The sequence below is a fragment of the Microlunatus sagamiharensis genome (assembly GCF_900105785.1).
Classification (GTDB): Bacteria; Actinomycetota; Actinomycetes; order Propionibacteriales; family Propionibacteriaceae; genus Microlunatus; species Microlunatus sagamiharensis.
In genome coordinates this window covers 1,101,998-1,118,511 of sequence record NZ_LT629799.1, presented here as the reverse complement: position 1 = coordinate 1,118,511, position 16,514 = coordinate 1,101,998, and the positions used below count along the sequence as shown (strand labels likewise).

Annotated in this window: 15 protein-coding genes and 2 tRNA genes; 5 read left to right on the top strand and 12 right to left on the bottom strand. The window is 72.5% G+C overall.

The annotated features are described in order from the left end of the window. Positions 1-7: 7 nt before the first annotated feature. The 5 genes from BLU42_RS05085 to BLU42_RS05065 form a co-directional block, all read right to left on the bottom strand. Positions 8-80: transfer RNA gene (locus BLU42_RS05085), tRNA-Glu, on the bottom strand. A 14-nt stretch (positions 81-94) separates the two neighbouring features. Beyond that, positions 95-166 (bottom strand) — tRNA-Gln (locus tag BLU42_RS05080). 136 nt (positions 167-302) lie between these two features. Then, a complete protein-coding gene (locus BLU42_RS05075) occupies positions 303-1,361 on the bottom strand; it encodes a CPBP family intramembrane glutamic endopeptidase (protein ID WP_091073524.1) in 1,059 nt (352 codons plus the stop codon). Position 1,362: 1 nt separating this feature from the next. Continuing rightward, positions 1,363-2,928, bottom strand: coding sequence for a glutamate--tRNA ligase (gene gltX, locus BLU42_RS05070; protein WP_091073523.1), 1,566 nt, complete (start codon positions 2,926-2,928; stop codon positions 1,363-1,365). After that, positions 2,925-3,788 carry a fumarylacetoacetate hydrolase family protein gene (locus BLU42_RS05065; protein ID WP_091073522.1) on the bottom strand — a complete coding sequence of 288 codons (864 nt, stop codon included), beginning with the start codon at positions 3,786-3,788 and terminating at the stop codon, positions 2,925-2,927. The genes gltX and BLU42_RS05065 overlap by 4 nt, the downstream gene beginning before the upstream one ends. A 77-nt stretch (positions 3,789-3,865) precedes the next feature. Here BLU42_RS05065 and BLU42_RS05060 point away from each other — a divergent pair, with 77 nt between their 5' ends. Together BLU42_RS05060 and BLU42_RS05055 are read left to right on the top strand one after the other, a co-directional pair. Next, positions 3,866-5,149 carry a thymidine phosphorylase gene (locus BLU42_RS05060; protein ID WP_091073521.1) on the top strand — a complete coding sequence of 428 codons (1,284 nt, stop codon included), beginning with the start codon at positions 3,866-3,868 and terminating at the stop codon, positions 5,147-5,149. An 87-nt stretch (positions 5,150-5,236) separates the two neighbouring features. After that, positions 5,237-5,902 (top strand): GNAT family N-acetyltransferase, encoded by a 666-nt coding sequence (locus BLU42_RS05055; protein WP_231918447.1) that lies wholly within the window; start codon positions 5,237-5,239, stop codon positions 5,900-5,902. Positions 5,903-5,930: 28 nt separating this feature from the next. Here the strand turns inward: BLU42_RS05055 and cimA are convergent, their stop codons facing one another. Together cimA and BLU42_RS05045 are read right to left on the bottom strand one after the other, a co-directional pair. After that, the gene (gene cimA / locus BLU42_RS05050) at positions 5,931-7,589 is read right to left on the bottom strand and encodes a citramalate synthase (RefSeq protein WP_091073519.1); all 1,659 of its coding nucleotides are present in this window, start codon (positions 7,587-7,589) and stop codon (positions 5,931-5,933) included. Positions 7,590-7,828: 239 nt separating this feature from the next. Continuing rightward, a complete protein-coding gene (locus tag BLU42_RS05045) occupies positions 7,829-8,935 on the bottom strand; it encodes a branched-chain amino acid aminotransferase (protein ID WP_091073518.1) in 1,107 nt (368 codons plus the stop codon). A 98-nt stretch (positions 8,936-9,033) separates the two neighbouring features. On the opposite strand from BLU42_RS05045, the gene BLU42_RS05040 reads away from it, so the two are divergent. Continuing rightward, a complete protein-coding gene (locus BLU42_RS05040; RefSeq protein WP_091079445.1) occupies positions 9,034-10,098 on the top strand; it encodes a 3-isopropylmalate dehydrogenase in 1,065 nt (354 codons plus the stop codon). A gap of 62 nt (positions 10,099-10,160) precedes the next feature. Here the strand turns inward: BLU42_RS05040 and BLU42_RS20460 are convergent, their stop codons facing one another. Next, positions 10,161-10,316, bottom strand: coding sequence for a hypothetical protein (locus BLU42_RS20460; protein ID WP_157719779.1), 156 nt, complete (start codon positions 10,314-10,316; stop codon positions 10,161-10,163). A gap of 143 nt (positions 10,317-10,459) precedes the next feature. Between BLU42_RS20460 and BLU42_RS05035 the strand changes: the two genes are divergently transcribed. Together BLU42_RS05035 and BLU42_RS05030 are read left to right on the top strand one after the other, a co-directional pair. After that, positions 10,460-11,023: an O-methyltransferase gene (locus BLU42_RS05035; RefSeq protein WP_091073517.1), complete on the top strand. Its 564-nt coding sequence runs from the start codon at positions 10,460-10,462 to the stop codon at positions 11,021-11,023. 67 nt (positions 11,024-11,090) lie between these two features. Next, the gene (locus BLU42_RS05030; RefSeq protein ID WP_157719777.1) at positions 11,091-11,651 is read left to right on the top strand and encodes a hypothetical protein; all 561 of its coding nucleotides are present in this window, start codon (positions 11,091-11,093) and stop codon (positions 11,649-11,651) included. 104 nt (positions 11,652-11,755) lie between these two features. Here BLU42_RS05030 and BLU42_RS05025 read toward each other — a convergent pair whose 3' ends face one another. The 4 genes from BLU42_RS05025 to BLU42_RS05010 form a co-directional block, all read right to left on the bottom strand. Further along, positions 11,756-12,658, bottom strand: a complete 903-nt coding sequence (locus BLU42_RS05025) for a hypothetical protein (RefSeq protein WP_091073515.1) — start codon at positions 12,656-12,658, stop codon at positions 11,756-11,758. A 202-nt stretch (positions 12,659-12,860) separates the two neighbouring features. Beyond that, positions 12,861-13,880 carry a ketol-acid reductoisomerase gene (gene ilvC / locus BLU42_RS05020; RefSeq protein WP_091073514.1) on the bottom strand — a complete coding sequence of 340 codons (1,020 nt, stop codon included), beginning with the start codon at positions 13,878-13,880 and terminating at the stop codon, positions 12,861-12,863. Between the two features lie 76 nt (positions 13,881-13,956). Further along, the gene (ilvN, locus tag BLU42_RS05015) at positions 13,957-14,496 is read right to left on the bottom strand and encodes an acetolactate synthase small subunit (protein WP_091073513.1); all 540 of its coding nucleotides are present in this window, start codon (positions 14,494-14,496) and stop codon (positions 13,957-13,959) included. Positions 14,497-14,539: 43 nt separating this feature from the next. Then, positions 14,540-16,294: an acetolactate synthase large subunit gene (locus BLU42_RS05010; protein ID WP_172825753.1), complete on the bottom strand. Its 1,755-nt coding sequence runs from the start codon at positions 16,292-16,294 to the stop codon at positions 14,540-14,542. Positions 16,295-16,514 lie beyond the last annotated feature (220 nt).

The window sequence follows — 16,514 nt, the reverse complement described above, 5'->3', positions numbered from 1 at the left end:
CTCAAAGTAGCCCCGACGGGATTCGAACCCGCGCTACCGCCTTGAGAGGGCGGCGTGCTAGGCCGCTACACAACGGGGCCCTAGCTGTCCTGCGCTGGGGTACTAGGACTCGAACCTAGACTAACTGAACCAGAATCAGCCGGGCTGCCAATTACCCCATACCCCATCTCGGTCGCCGCCCCGTAGGGCCGCTTCCTCGACGATGCCCCAGCGCGGGGCACGAGGAAGAACACTACCGGAGACCTGCGCCTGGCATCAAACCGACGGGCTGTCGGAGACGTCACACCCTCGTCAACGGCGTGTCAAGCCGGCGAGGTCACCCCCGGTGCGGAGAGATCCACGCGGGTCCGCAGGCGCATGAGCCGGGCGACGACGAGCGTCAGCCCGGCGCACAGCACGAAGGCGGCGATCTGCAGCCCGGACTGCGCCCAGGTCAGCGCCTGGACCGACCGCAGCCCGGCGATCGACGTCGTGAGCCCGGCCCAGCCGAAGGCCACGATGTTGTTGAGCACGTGCGCGGCGATGCCCGCCTCGAGCCCCCCGACCAACCAGACCAGCAGCCCGGCGAGGAGCCCGAAGGCGAGGCGGTTCACGAACAGCGCGAGGTTCTGCGTGCCGTGCATCAGGGCGAAGACGAGCGAGGAGGCGACGACGCCGAACCACGGCTTGGCCACCGCGCTCCCGAGCGCCTGCATGAGGTAGCCGCGGAAGAAGATCTCCTCGGCCGCCGCCTGGATCGGCGAGCTGATCAGCACGACCGCGAGGAACAGCCCGAAGTCGGCCTGCGGGGCGATGCGTGCCGCGGGCGACGCGAGCTCCATCACCGCCTGGATGCCGACGAACACCACCGCCGACACCCCGAGGCAGACCAGCAGGTAGCGCCAACGCATCCCCGGCTGCACGGAGAACAGCCAGTGCGTCCGCGCGTGGTGGATGACCAGCACGAGCGCCAGGGAGATCGGGATGAGGACCGCGATGCCCGCGTTCGAGGCGAGGAGCCCGATCGGGCGCTCGTACGCCAGCGCCTGCGCGTAGTAGGTGTTGTAGTCGACCGGGTGCGTGACGATCCAGCCGATCCGCACGACCAGCGTGCTGACCAGGATGACCAGCAGCAGGTAGAGCGACAGCCCGAACAGCGCGCCGAGCAGCGAGCGCCACCAGACCGTCTCCGGGTTGCGCAGGGCCAGCGGGTACGGCGCCCCGTCCACCGGCAGCTGCCCCGGCAGGTACTCCTTGGTCAGCGGGGCGACTGGTCGCGCCGTCCGCTCGCGCGGGGGCTGCACGCCGCCCCGCACGGCCGGGTTGCCCGACCGCTGCCGGCCCTTGCCCGGCCTGTCCCCCGCTCCCCCGCTCGCCGCCACGTCAGCGGACCGCGTCGAGTCGCGCGAGGGTCGACTCCCGACCGAGCAGCTCGATCGACTCGAACAGCGGCGGCGAGATCTTGCGGCCCGTGAGCGCGGCCCGCACCGGCCCGAAGGCCAGCCGCGGCTTGAGGCCCAGCCCCTCGACCAGGGCCGCCCGGAGCGCGGCCTCGATGGACGCGGCGTCGAACGTCTCGAGCCCGGCGAGGGCGTCGCGGGCCGCGGTCAGCGCCGGTCCGGACTGCGCGGTCAGGAGCCCGTCCTCGACCTGCAGGGCCGCGTCGTCGACGAACAGGAACGACACCATCCCGACGGCCTCCGACAGCGTCTGGATCCGCTCCTGGACCAGCGGCGCGACGGCGGCGAGCAGCGCGTGCTGCTCCGGCGTCGGCGGGTCGGCGACCAGGTCTGCGGAGACGAAGAACGGCACCAGCGCCTCGGTCAGGGTCGTGGTGTCGAGCAGGCGGATGTGGGAGGCGTTGATGGCCTCGCACTTGCGCGGGTCGAAGCGCGCCGGGTTGGCGTTGACCCGCAGGACGTCGAAGGCCTCGACCATCTCGTCGAGGGTGAAGACGTCGCGATCCTCGGCGATCGACCAGCCGAGCAGCGCGAGGTAGTTCAGCAGGCCCTCGGGCAGGTAGCCCTGCTCGCGGTACTCCGCGAGGCCCGAGCCCTTGTCGCGCTTGGACAGGCGCCGGTTGCCCCCGCCGAGCACCGTCGGCAGGTGACCGAACCGCGGGGTGCGGCCCGGGCCGACGCCGATGCGGGCGAGCGCCTCGTACAGCACGACCTGGCGCGGTGTGGAGGGCAGCAGGTCCTCCCCGCGCAGCACGTGCGTGATCTCCATCAGCGCGTCGTCGACGGGGTTGACCAGCGTGTAGAGCGGCTCGCCGTTGGCCCGCACGAGGACGTAGTCAGGCACGTGCTCGGCGGCGAAGCGCACCTCGCCGCGGACCAGGTCGTCGAAGACGATGTCGCCGTCGGGGACGCGCATCCGCACGACCGAGGGCGCACCCACGGACTCCAGCTGCTCCACGCGCTCGGCGGGCAGGTCGCGGCAGAAGCCGTCGTAGCCCGAGGGAGCGCCCTTCGGCAGCAGCGCCTCGCGCGCCTCGATCTCCTCGCGCGTGCAGTAGCAGCGGTAGGCCGCGCCGCTCTCGAGCAGCCGGGCGGCCACGTCGCGGTAGACGTCACCGCGCTCGCTCTGGACGTACGGCGCGTACGGCCCGCCGACGCCCGGGCCCTCGTCCCAGGTCAGGCCGAGCCAGGTCAGCGAGTCGTAGAGGACCTGGTAGGACTCCGCGAGGTTGCGGCCGGCGTCGGTGTCCTCGACGCGCAGCACGAAGGTGCCGCCGTAGTGGCGGGCGAAGACCCAGTTGAACAGCGCGCTGCGGACGTTGCCGACGTGCAGGTTGCCCGTCGGCGACGGCGGGAAGCGGACCCGGACCTGCTCGGGCGCCAGGTCGCCGAGGACGCGGGCGTCGTCGCGCGGGGCGTGGACCGGCTGGTCCGGGCTCGGCCCGGTCTGCGTGGGCCCGGTCTCCTCGGTCGTGCTCGTCGCGCTCACGCGTCCTCCTCGCTGGTGCTGCGCGCTGCGTCGCGGTCGGCGCTGCGGTCGGAGGCGGTGCTGCGGTCGCTCGCGACGACGTTGGTCAGCGAACCGATCCCCTCGACGGTCACGGTCACCTCCTGGCCGGGCAGCATCGGCCCGACGCCCTCCGGGGTGCCCGTGAGGACGACGTCGCCGGGCAGCAAGGTCGTGAACGAGGAGATGAACGAGATCACCTCGGCGACGCCGAGGACCATGTCGGCGGTGCTGCCGTCCTGCACGACCCGGCCGTCGAGGGTGGTGGTGAGGCGCAGGCCCGCGACCTCCTCGAGGCTCTGGTGCGTGGTGATCCAGGGCCCGAGCGGGCAGAAGGTGTCGTAGCCCTTGGCCCGCGACCACTGCCCGTCGCTCTTCTGCAGGTCGCGCGCGGTGACGTCGTTGGCCACCGTGTAGCCGAAGATCACGTCCTTGACGCGCTCGACGGGCACCTCGCGGCAGATGCGGCCGATGACGACGGCGAGCTCGCCCTCGTACGACAGGTGCTCGGTGGTGCTCGGGTAGATGATCGGCTCCCCCGGCCCGATGACCGAGGTGTTCGGCTTGAAGAAGGTCAGCGGCGTCGTGGGGACCTCGCCGCCCATCTCGGCGGCGTGGGCGGCGTAGTTCTTGCCGATGGCCACGACCTTGCTCCGGGGGATGACCGGGGCGAGGAGGCGGACGGCGTCGAGCTCACGACGCTCGCCGGTCAGGCCGACCGGGGAGGCGATGGGGTCACCGGTGAGCACGGCGATGGTGCCGGGGTGCTTGCCGCCGTCCTCCGCCAGCTCGACCACGCCGTACTGGGGGTCGCCGTCACCGGCGAAACGGGCGATGCGCATGCGGGCCAGCCTATCGATCTCCCGAGGTGCCCCCAGCCCGTCGGAGGGCCGCGGACCGGCCCCGGCACACTGGCTGCGTGGCGGCCTTCGACGTGGTGGACCTGATCAAGACCAAGCGCGACGGCGGGACGCTGTCGGGCGAGGAGATCGACTGGCTGATCGCCGCCTACACCGACGGCACCGTCGTCGAGGAGCAGATGTCGGCGCTGGCCATGGCCGTGCTGCTGCGCGGGCTCGACCGCGACGAGCTGAGCCGCTGGACCGCGGCCATGATCGCCTCCGGCGAGCGCCTCGACTTCTCCGGGCTGTCGCGCCCCACCGCCGACAAGCACTCGACGGGGGGCGTCGGTGACAAGATCACCCTGCCGCTGGCGCCGCTCGTGGCCGCCTGCGGGGTCGCGGTCCCCCAGCTCTCCGGGCGCGGCCTCGGCCACACCGGCGGCACGCTCGACAAGCTCGAGGCGGTCCCGGGCTGGCGGGCGGCGCTGAGCAACGAGGAGATGCTCGCCCAGCTGGAGGACGTCGGTGCGGTGATCTGCGCCGCCGGCTCCGGGCTCGCCCCGGCCGACAAGAAGCTGTACGCCCTGCGCGACGTCACCGGCACGGTCGAGTCGATCGCGCTGATCGCCTCGTCGATCATGAGCAAGAAGATCGCCGAGGGCACCGGTTCGCTGGTGCTCGACGTCAAGGTCGGCACCGGCGCGTTCATGAAGGACGAGGCGTCGGCGCGCGAGCTGGCCGAGACCATGGTCGCGCTGGGCACCGACGCCAGTGTCCGCACGGTCGCCCTGCTGACCGCGATGGAGGCGCCGCTCGGACGCAGCGCCGGCAACGCGGTCGAGGTGGCCGAGTCGGTCGAGGTCCTGCAGGGCGGCGGCCCCGCCGACGTCGTCGAGCTCACCCTCGCGCTCGCCCGCGAGATGCTGGCCGGCGCCGGCCGCGACGACGTGGACCCGGCCGACGCGCTCGCCGACGGGCGCGCGTACGACGCGTGGAAGGCGATGATCCGCGCGCAGGGCGGCGACCCGGACGCTCCCCTGCCGAGGGCCGAGGCCACGCAGGACGTCCTCGCGCCCGCGAGCGGCATCCTGACCCGGCTCGACGCCATGGCCGTCGGCGTGGCCGCCTGGCGCCTCGGTGCCGGCCGCGCCCGCCCGGGCGACGCGGTGCAGGCCGCGGCGGGCGTCACCTGGCACGCCGGCATCGGCGACGAGGTCCGCGAGGGCGAGCCCCTGCTCACCCTCCACACCGACACCCCCGAGCGGTTCGAGCGGGCGCTGGCCGCGCTCGAGGGCGGCTTCGACATCGGGAACGGCTCGGTCGACCCGGGCCCGCTGGTCATCGACCGCATCAGCGCCTGAGCCGCGCGTCCACGGGCAGGGAGCGTCCCTCCCTCGCCGGCGGGAATGCCGTCGACACCCTGGCCTTCGATGGGAGAGGGTCGGGCGGTGACCGAACCGTCCGAGCTCTGGCCCCCCCTCGGCCTCACCGTGCGCAGCGGTGACCTGACGCTGAGCGCGATCACCGACGACGACCTGCCCGGGCTCGTCGACCTGGTGCGCTCGGGGATCCACGCGCCGGACCTCATGCCGTTCGTCCACCCGTGGACCCGCGTCGCCCCCGAGAAGGTCGCCCAGAGCTTCGCGGCGCACCACTGGTCGGAGCGCGCCGCCTTCGGCCCGGAGCACGTCTCGGTCGACCTCGCGGTCCGCGTCGACGGTGAGCTCGTCGGCACCCAGGGCTTCACCGGCGGCTCGTTCGCGGTGACCCGCACCGCGGAGACCGGCTCCTGGCTGGCCCAGCGGCACCAGGGCCGCGGCATCGGCACGCGGATGCGGACCGCGGTGTGCACCCTGCTGCTCGACCACCTCGGAGCGGCCGAGGTCACCTCGACCGCCTTCACGGACAACCCGCGCTCGCTCGGCGTGAGCCGTCGGGTGGGCTACCGCCAGGGCGACGTGGTGCGGACGGCGCGCGAGGGGCGGCTCGCCCTCAGCCAGCGGCTCGTCCTGCGCCCCGAGGACCTCGTCCGCGGCGAGCCGGTCGAGGTGAGCGGCGCCGGGCCGCTGCGGCGCTTCCTCGGCCTGGAGCGCGAGGACGGTACGGCGGTCTAGCCCGCGCCGTCCTCGCGTACGTCCGGCGTCAGACGCGCTCAAGCCGGCCGAGGTCCTCGGCCGGGTCCACGGCCTCCGCGTGAAGCAGGCCGTAGAGGTAGGCGTCGCTCAGCGCCTCCCACGAGGCCTCGATGACGTTCTGCCCCACGCCGACCGTGGTCCACAGCCGGCGGCCGTCGGTGGTCTGGATGAGCACCCGGACCGTCGCGTCGGTGCCGTGGCCCTGGTCGAGGATGCGGACGCGGTAGTCGGTCAGCCCGAACTCCGCGACCACCGGGTACGCCGTCAGCAGCGCGTTCTGCAGGGCCTGGTCGAGCGCGTTCACCGGGCCGTTGCCCTCGCCGACGACGCGCTGCGTCACGCCCCGGGCGGTCAGCTTGACCGTGCACTCGGTGTCGCTGTCGTCGCCGACGCGGCCGCCGGGGAAGCCCTCGCCGCCCGGGTGGCCCTGGGTGTACATCCGCCAGGAGTGCACCGCGAAGAACTCGGGCAGCTGGTCGAGCTCGCGGCGCAGCAGCAGCTCGAAGCTCGCGTCGGCGGCCTCGTAGGTGTAGCCGTCCGCCTCGCGCTCCTTGACCCGGTCGGTGATGCGGGCCGCGAGGTCGCGGTCGGAGAGGTCGAAGCCGAGCTCGGAGCCCTTCATCTGGATGTTGGCCCGGCCGGCCATGTCGGAGACGAGCATGCGCATGTCGTTGCCCACGACGGCCGGGTCGATGTGCTGGTAGAGGTTCGGGTCGACCTTGATCGCGCTGGCGTGCAGGCCGGCCTTGTGGGCGAACGAGCTCATCCCCACGTAGGGCTGGCGCGCGCTCGGCGGGACGTTGGTGACCTCGGCGATCGCGTGGGCGAGGCGGCTCGCCTCCCGCAGCGAGCCCGGGGGCAGCAGCGGCCAGCCGTACTTGAGCTCGAGGTTGGCGACGACCGAGATCAGCTCGGCGTTCCCCGTGCGCTCGCCGTAGCCGTTCACCGTCCCCTGCACGTGGCTCGCGCCGGCGTCGACGGCCGCGAGGGTGTTGGCCACCGCGCAGCCGGTGTCGTTGTGGGCGTGGATGCCGAGACGCGCGCCGAGCCCGGCGGTGTCGGCGACGATCTCGCCGACCCACGGCGGCAGCATCCCGCCGTTGGTGTCGCAGAGCACGACGACCTCGGCCCCGGCCTCTGCAGCGGTGCGGACGACCTCGTGCGCGTACGCCCGGTTCTCGCGGTAGCCGTCGAAGAAGTGCTCGCAGTCGACGAAGACGCGCTGGCCCTCGGCCCGCAGGTGGGAGACGGTGTCGGCGATCATCGCGAGGTTCTCGTCGAGGGTCGTGCGCAGGGCCTGCTCGACGTGGCGGTCGTGGCTCTTGGCCACGATGCAGGCGACCGGGGCGCGCGAGTCGCGCAGCGCGGCGGTGAGCGGGTCGTCGGCGGCGCGCATGCCGACGCGTCGGGTGAAGCCGAAGGAGACGAGCTGGGAGTTCTCGAGGCGTACGGCGCCGTCGGCCATGGCCGCGAAGTAGGCGGTGTCGCCCGGGTTGGCGCCGGGCCAGCCGCCCTCGATGAAGCCGACGCCGAGCTCGTCCAGCAGGGCCGTGATGGCCAGCTTGTCGGCGACGGAGAGGCTGAGCCCCTCCTGCTGCGACCCGTCGCGCAGGGTCGTGTCGAAGACGTGGAAGTCGGCCGGGACGGGCCGGGGCTGCGCTGCCATGGGTGCTCCTGTCGTGGCGCGTACGGCGTGCTGGGCGTGGTGCGCCCCGTGCGGGCACAAAAAAACCTCCTGGGGTGCAGGAGGTTGGCGCGTCGGGCGGGAGCCCGGCGCGCTAGCGAATGATGACCACGGTCAGCACCCAGCCAGTGTGGCGCGGAACGTCGGCACACGCCACCCCGCGCCCGCAGGGCGGACGGCCCACGCCCCCTGGGCCTGGGCCCAGGGGGCGTGCACGGACCTCAGAGCGAGCGGCGCATCCAGCCGTGCGTGTCCTCGGCGCGGCCGTACTGGACGTCGAGCATGTTCTTGCGGATCGCCGCGGTCACCTCGCCGGTCACGCCGGCGGAGACCTTGTGCTCCCCCGCCTCGTCGGCGAGCAGGCCGATCGGGGTGATCACCGCGGCGGTCCCGCAGGCGAAGACCTCCGTGACGTGCCCGGAGTCGATGCCCTCGAGCATCTCGTCGAGCGCGACCTGCCGCTCGACCGGCGTCAGCCCGAACTCGCTCGCCAGCGTCAGGATGGAGTCGCGCGTGACGCCCTCGAGGATCGTCCCGGACAGGGCCGGGGTCACGAGCTCGTTGTCGGCGGTGACGAGGTAGACGTTCATGCCGCCCAGCTCCTCGACCCAGCGCCGCTCGACGGCGTCGGTGAACATCACCTGGTCGAAGCCCTTCTCCGCGGCCTCGGCCTGCGCCAGCAGGCTCGCCGCGTAGTTGCCGCCGGTCTTGGCCGCGCCGGTGCCGCCGGGACCCGACCGGTTGTACGTGGTGGTGATCCAGATGCGCACCGGGTGGACGCCGCTGGCGAAGTACGGACCGGCGGGGCTGGCGATCGCGCAGTAGGTCACGCGGCGCGCGGCCCGGACCCCGAGGAAGGACTCCGAGGCGAACATGAAGGGGCGCAGGTAGAGGCTCTGCTCGGACTCCTGCGCGGCGCTGCGCGCACCCTCGGGCACCCACGCCTCGTCCGCGGCGACGAGCGCGTCGATGCTGGCGAGGAAGTCCTCCTGGCTCAGCTCGGGCAGCGCCATGCGTCGCGCGGAGCGGGCGAGGCGGGCGGCGTTCTGGTCGGGACGGAACAGCCACACGCTGCCGTCGGCGTGGCGGTAGGCCTTGAGCCCCTCGAAGATCTCCTGCGCGTAGTGCAGGACCGCGGTCGCCGGGTCGAGGGTGAAGGGGCCGTACGGGACGACGCCCGAGTCGTGCCAGCCGTCGGCGGCCGTCCACGTGGCCAGGGCCATGTGGTCGGTGAAGTGCACGCCGAAGCCGGGGTCGGCGAGGACCGCCGCGCGCTCGGCGGCGCTGCGGGGGCTCGGGTGCGGACGGAGGTCGAAGGGGAGGCTCACGGGTTCACTCTCTGTGCTGCGGGACGGGTGTCGCGGAGGGTTCTTCCAGGGTGGACGACGACCCCCGGCGGCGGTGGCGTCGCCGCTACGATGCGCCGGTGACGCAGAAGAAGCTGGCCGTGATCGGGGGCGACGGCATCGGTCCCGAGGTCGTCGCCGAGGGCTTGAAGGTGCTCGAGGCCGTCGCCGGCCCGGACGCCTTCGAGACGACACGCTACGACCTGGGTGCCGCGCACTGGCAGCGCACGGGCGAGGTGCTGTCCGACGAGACCATGGCCTCGCTGGCCGCCGCCGACGTGATCCTGCTCGGTGCCGTCGGCGCCGCGCCGGGCGCCAAGGACGTCCCGAGCGGTTTGCTCGAGCGCGGCCTGCTGCTCAAGCTGCGCTTCGCCTTCGACCACTACGTCAACCTGCGGCCGAGCAAGCTCTACCCCGGCGTCGAGACCCCGCTGTCGGAGGCGGTCGTCGGCGGCCGCGACGTCGACTTCGTCGTCGTGCGCGAGGGCACCGAGGGCCTCTACTGCGGCAACGGCGGCACGTTCCGCGGCGGGACGCCCGCGGAGATCGGCACCGAGGTCAGCATCAACACCGCGTACGGCGTCGAGCGCGTCGTCCGTGACGCCTTCGAGCGGGCCACCCGGCGGCGCAACAAGCTGACGCTGGTGCACAAGCACAACGTGCTCGTGTACGCCGGCGGGCTCTGGCGCCGCATCTTCGAGAGCGTCGCGGCCGAGTACCCGCAGGTCAGCACCGACTACCTGCACGTCGACGCGGCGACGATCTTCCTGGCCACCGACCCGGCGCGCTTCGACGTGATCGTGACCGACAACCTGTTCGGCGACATCATCACCGACCTCGCGGCGGCCGTCACCGGTGGCATCGGGCTGGCGGCGAGCGGGAACATCAACCCCTCGGGCGCCTTCCCGTCGATGTTCGAGCCGGTGCACGGCTCCGCGCCGGACATCGCCGGCCAGGGCGTGGCCGACCCGACGGCCACCATCAGCTCGGTGGCTCTGCTGCTCGAGCACGTGGGACTCCTCGACGAGGCGGCGCGCGTGGAGAAGGCCGTGCTGGCCGACATCGCGGCGCGCACGCCGGGGACGAAGCGGTCGACCTCCGAGATCGGCGACGCGATCGCGGCGAGGGTCTCCGCCGAGGGCTGAGGCGCGGCGCCTCCGCGCACGCCGGTCCGGCACCCGTCCTCCGACGGGAGCCGGCGCGTGCGTCAGGCGCCGGTGCGCGTACGGGTCGCGGCGGTCGGGGCTACGACGACGGCGGGGACGACCGGGTGGTCCTTGCGGGCACGACGCCGGGGCTTGCCTGCGGTGTCGTGCTGGCCGTCGTCGGCGACGTGCCACGTGTCCGGGTACATCTCGTACATGCCGTGTCCTGCGCTCGTGGTGGACCTGCTCCGTGACCGAGATGCTAGGACATCCGACTATCGGACGTCCGGGTACCTCCGAGGCTTCCCACATGATGGGACCTCGGGCTCCTGAGAGCCCCCACGGCGCACACACTGCTGGCATGAGCGCCCCGCCCGAGCTGCCCGAGCTCGTGCTGCGCGCGCTGCGGATGTCCCTCCAGCGCGGGTACGTGCAGGCCTCCCGGACCGAGACCGGCCGGCTGCTGGCCGCGCTCGCCGCCACCCGGACGGGGACGATCGCCGAGTGCGGCACCGGTTGCGGCGTCGGAGCGGCGTGGCTGCGCAGCGGGGCCCCGAAGACGACCCGCGTGGTGACCGCCGAGGTCGACCCCGGCCTCGCCCACGGCGTCATGGCGATGTTCGCCGACGACGACATCGACGTGATCCACGCCGACTGGAGCACCCTCGCCGGCCACGCGCCCTTCTCGCTGATCTTCATGGACGCCGCCAGCGCCCGCGACTGGCCCCGCGAGGAGGTGACCGCCCTGCTCGACGACGGCGGCATGCTCGTGGTCGACGACTTCGTGCCCTGCGCGTCGTGGCCGCCGCTGCGCAACGGCCGGGTCGACGACCTGCGCGTGGCCTGGCTCTCCGACGAGCGGTTCACGAGCGTCGACGTGATGGTCGCCGAGGACACCTCCGTCCTCGTCGCCGTCCGGCGGTGAGCCGGTCGTGAGCGGTCCGGCCGGGTCGGACACCCTCGACCCCGAGCCGGTCGGGCATCCTGGGGCGGTGCCAGCGCCGTCCACGACCGTCCGTCGCCGGGCGAAGGCCCGCAAGGCGCTCCGCATCGCGATCTTCTGCGTGAGCCTGGTGCTCGGGGTGATCCTCGCCCTGCTCGTGCTCGCCCGCTTCGCCGGCGGGTGGGGCATCCCCTACTTCTCGATGACCACCGAGAACGGCTCGCGGTGCGTCAACACCTTCACGGGCTTCACCTGCGAGTCGGTGACCCTCGGCGACGTCGAGCTCTTCGGCGACGTGGACCTGCCCGACGACACGCAGGTCGTGCGCTCGCGCTACGTCTCCACCCACGACTACGCCCTGCAGGCCGCCCTCGAGGTGCCCGCCGCGGGCGCGCAGGACGCGCTCACCGCGCTGCAGGAGAGCTACGGGAAGTGCGTCAAGGACCACCCCAACCCGCTCTCCGAGGACGGGCTGACGTCGCTCTGCATCCTGGCCAACGACCAGGAGACGACCCAGACCGGCATCCCGGACAGCCGCGTCTACGTCGTCGGCACCGCGCTGCGCGCCGACGGCACCCGCGTGGTCAACCTGTCCGTCCGCTCCCGCTGAGCCGACGCTTCCCCTCCCGCGCCCTTCTTACGCCCTGACGAGGCACCCCCTTCTCGGCGAGGCACCCGCTGCAGGAGGTGCCTCGCGACGAAGGAGGTGCCTCGTCACCGACGAGCCCTCCGGAAAGCACGTGCCAAACGGTCGACGACGACCTCGGGGCGCGCAAGATCCGGCCAGGTCCAGCGCACGACCTGCCAGCCCAGGTCGCGCAGCGCGTCCTCACGCAGCTTCTCCCGGTGCACGACCTCGCGCACGTCGTCCCCCTCGGCGAGCAGCCTGCCGTACTTGACCTTGCCGTCGAACTCCCCGACCACGCCGGCGTCGGGCCACGCGAAGTCGACGCGAGCGACGAGGTGGCGGCCGTCCAGGACGGGCAGCTGGAGCTCCGGCGCGGGGACGGCGCGCTCCGCGAGCAGCACCCGGCTCAAGGACTCACCGACCGACTCGGACCGCCCGTCCGCGAAGGCCGCCACACGTCGCGCGACGGGTGCACCGGGCCATCGCGCCGCGCGGACGAGTGCGGCGTCGAGCGCATCCCGGTCGAGCCCGAGCCGCAGGGCCCGGTCCGCGGTGGGCACGGCCCTCTCGAACGGCATCGAGCGGGCCACGTCGACCACGGTCCGTGCGAGCGAGGTCAGCCTCAGCCCGTCGCGCTCCTCCAGCTCGTGCTCCGCGAGGGCGCTCGTGTGCACCCGCACCAGGGCGCGCGTACGACCGCCACCCCGGCGAGGACGCGTGAGGTGGACCTGGGCGAGGCCGAGGGCGTCGACCGGAAGCCCGTGGACGACGGCCGCCGAACCGTGGCTCAACGTCGAGCCACGCTCCAGCAGCGGCACCGTCGCCTGCACCAGCAGACGGTGCCGGTCTTCGGGCGTCAGGTCGCGGACGTCGCCCCGGAGGTAGCCGCCACGCCGGAGACGGACGAGGTCGCCGACGGCCTGCAGGCGGCCCAGGTCTTGGTCGGAGAGCCCGCGGGACACGAGCCAGGAGCGCAGGAGGACGTCCACGCGACCACGTCAGCAGGCGGCGGGACCCGGTACCAGGGCTGCTCGTCGACCCTGTGGACGACGCTGCGTCTCACGGCCTCCCTGTGGACGAACGGCACTAGGTCCTCCAACGCGGACGAGGCACCCCTTGCGCTCCGAGGCACCCCCTGCAGGGGGTGCCTCGTCGCGCAGGAGGTGCCTCGTGGGCGACCAGCCGTACGGGTCAGCGCGCGGCGGAACCCTCGACGTAGTCGTCGTCGTGGCTCTTGACCCACGACATGAGGTCGCGGAGCTGGTGGCCGACGGCCTCGATCGGGTGCCGCTCGCCCTCCTCGCGCAGGCGCTTGAACTCGGGCGCGCCCGCGTCCTGGTCGTCGATGAACCGCTTGGCGAAGGCGCCGTCCTGGATGTCGGTGAGGACAGCCTTCATGTTCTGCTTCACGTGGTCGTCGATCACGCGCGGGCCGGAGACGTAGTCGCCGTACTCGGCGGTGTCGGAGATGCTCCAGCGCTGCTTGGCGATGCCGCCCTCGTACATGAGGTCGACGATCAGCTTGAGCTCGTGGAGGCACTCGAAGTAGGCGACCTCGGGCTGGTAGCCCGCGTCGGTCAGCGTCTCGAAGCCGGCCTGGATGAGGGCGGACGCACCGCCGCAGAGGACGGCCTGCTCACCGAACAGGTCGGTCTCGGTCTCCTCGGTGAAGGTGGTCTTGATGCCGCCGGCGCGCAGGCCGCCGATGCCCTTGGCGTACGCGAGACCGAGGTCCCACGCCTTGCCGGTCGCGTCCTGCTCGACGGCGACGAGCACGGGGACACCGCGGCCCTCGGCGTACTCGCGGCGGACCAGGTGACCCGGGCCCTTCGGCGCGACCATGACGACGTCGACGCCCTCGGGCGGGGTGATGTAGCCGTAGCGGATGTTGAACCCGTGGCTGAAGAAGAGCGCGTCGCCGGGGACGAGGTTCGGCTCGATCGCCTCGGCGTAGAGCTTGCGCTGCGAAGGGTCGGGGGTGAGGACCATGATCAGGTCCGCCTCCTCGCACGCCTCGTACGGGGTGAGGACGCGGAGGCCCTGGGCCTCGGCCTTGGCGCGGCTCTTGCTGCCCTCGGGCAGACCGACGCGGACGTCGACACCCGAGTCGCGCAGCGAGAGGGCGTGCGCGTGGCCCTGGCTGCCGAAGCCGAGGACGGCGACGTTGCGGCCCTGGATCAGGGACAGGTCGGCGTCGGTGTCGTAGAACATCGTGGCTGGCACGGGTGGGTCTCTCCTGGTGGTTGGGGCCTGGTTGGCGACGTGCGGGACTGGGGACGCCGGGGCGTCAGGGGACGAGGCGGACGGCCTTCTGGCGCTCGCCACGGCTGCTGCGGTCGGTGATCGAGCGCGGGCCGCGGCCCATCGCCACGACGCCGGACTGGACCAGCTCGCGGATTCCGAAGGGCTCGAGCAGCTGCATCAGGGCGGCGAGCTTCTCCGGGCTGCCGACCGCCTCGATCGTGATCGTCTCCGGGGAGAGGTCGACCGCCTTGGCGCCCTGGAAGAGCTGGAGGATCTCCAGCACCCGGCCGCGGTGGTCGAGCTCGGCGCCGACCTTGATCAGGATGAGCTCGCGGTGCACGGCGGTGCGCTCGAGCTCGACGATCTTGAGCACCTCGATCAGCTTGTTGAGCTGCTTGGTGATCTGCTCGAGCACGAGGTCGTCGACGTCGACCGAGAGCGTGATCCGCGAGATCCCCGGGTCCTCGGTCGGGCCGACGGCCAGGGACTCGATGTTGAACCCGCGGCGGCTGATCAGCCCGGACACGCGGGCCAGGACGCCGGAGACGTTCTGGACCAGGACCGACAGGGTGTGGGTGCTCACGAGTCCTCCCCGAAGCTCGAGCGGGCCGACCGGTGCGCGGACATCAGAGGTCCTCCTGCGCCCAGTTCGGCGCCATGTCGCGGGCGATCTTGATGTCGTCGTTGCTGGCGCCGGCGGCGACCATCGGCCAGATCATGGCGTCCTTGTGCACGACGAACTCGACCACGACCGGGGCGTCGTCGATGGACAACGCCTTGTCGATCACCGCGTCGACGTCCTCGGCCGTCTCGGCGCGCAGCCCGACGCAGCCCATGGCCTCGGCGAGCTTGGGGAAGTCGGGGATGCGGTTGGTCTTGAGGTCGGTGTTGGAGTAGCGGCCCTCGTAGAACAGGGTCTGCCACTGCCGCACCATGCCGAGGCTCTGGTTGTTGATCACGGCGATCTTGACCGGGATGCCCTCGAGCGCGCAGGTCACGAGCTCCTGGTTGGTCATCTGGAAGCAGCCGTCGCCGTCGATGCCCCACACGGTCGCGTCCGGCCGGCCGACCTTCGCGCCCATGGCCGCGGGCACGCAGTAGCCCATGGTGCCGAGCCCGCCGGAGTTGAGCCAGCGCCCGGGCAGCTCCCAGGGCAGGAAGTGCGCGGCCCACATCTGGTGCTGGCCGACGCCCGAGGCGTAGTACGCGTCCGGCCCGGTCATCTCGCCGATCCGCTTGATCACGTGCTGCGGCGACAGGGTGCCGTCGGTCGGCAGGTCGAACGACGTCGGGTAGCGGTGCTTGAGGTCGCCGAGGTAGCGCGACCACTCCCCCACGTCGGGCAGCCGGGCGTCGCTGGCACGCAGCAGCGACGTCAGCTCGCCGATGACCTCCTTCGCGTCCCCGACGATCGGGACGTCGGCGCTGCGGTTCTTGGAGATCTCGGCGGGGTCGATGTCGGCGTGGATGACCTTGGCGCCCGGGGCGAACGAGGACAGCTGGCCGGTCACGCGGTCGTCGAAGCGGGTGCCGAGCGCGATCAGCAGGTCGGAGCGCTGCAGCGCACCCACAGCGGCCACCGTGCCGTGCATGCCGGGCATGCCCATGTTCTGCGGGTGACTGTCGGGGAAGACGCCCCGGGCCATCAGGGTGGTCACGACCGGGATGCCGGTCAGCTCGGCGAGCTCGCGCAGCTCGTCCCACGCGCGGGCCTTGAGCACGCCGCCGCCCACGTAGAGCACCGGGCGCCGGGACTCCCCGATCAGCCGCGCGGCCTCGCGAACCTGCTTGGCGTGGGGACGGGTCACCGGGTGGTAACCGGGCAGGTCGAGCCGCGTCGGCCAGCTGAACGGGCCGGTGGCCTGCAGCGCGTCCTTGGTGACGTCGACCAGGACGGGGCCGGGCCGCCCGGTCGAGGCGATGTGGAAGGCCGAGGCCACGGCGGCCGGGATGTCCTCGGGACGGGTGACGAGGAAGCTGTGCTTGGTGATCGGCATCGTGATGCCGCGGATGTCGGCCTCCTGGAAGGCGTCCGTCCCGATCGAGGGGGCGGCGACCTGACCGGTGATGGCGACCATCGGCACCGAGTCCATGTAGGCGTCGGCGATCGGCGTCACCAGGTTCGTGGCGCCCGGGCCGGAGGTGGCCATGCAGACCCCGACCTTGCCGGTCGCGACGGCGTACCCCTCGGCGGCGTGCCCGGCGCCCTGCTCGTGCCGGACGAGGATGTGACGGACCGTGGAGTCGAAGAGCGGGTCGTACGCGGGGAGGATGGCGCCGCCGGGGATCCCGAAGACGACCTCGGCCCCGACGTGCTCGAGCGACGAGACGAGCGACTGGGCGCCGGTCTGCTCGGGTGCGGCGGAGTCTGTCGTGGACATCGCGGGTCTCTCCCTCGTGCGGTGCGGTCCCCCTGCAAGACCCAGCGCTGGCGGTGCGCTGGCCATGAGGACCTGCTGGATGTTACGCCGGTGCAACTTCCACCCTCGTCGCCCGAGGCGTCGATGAACGCGTGGGCAACAAAAAACCCCCGCCGCCGGATGGCAGACGAGGGAGCGTCGACGAGCGGGGTGGGCTCAGACGACGCGCTTGCGTACGAGG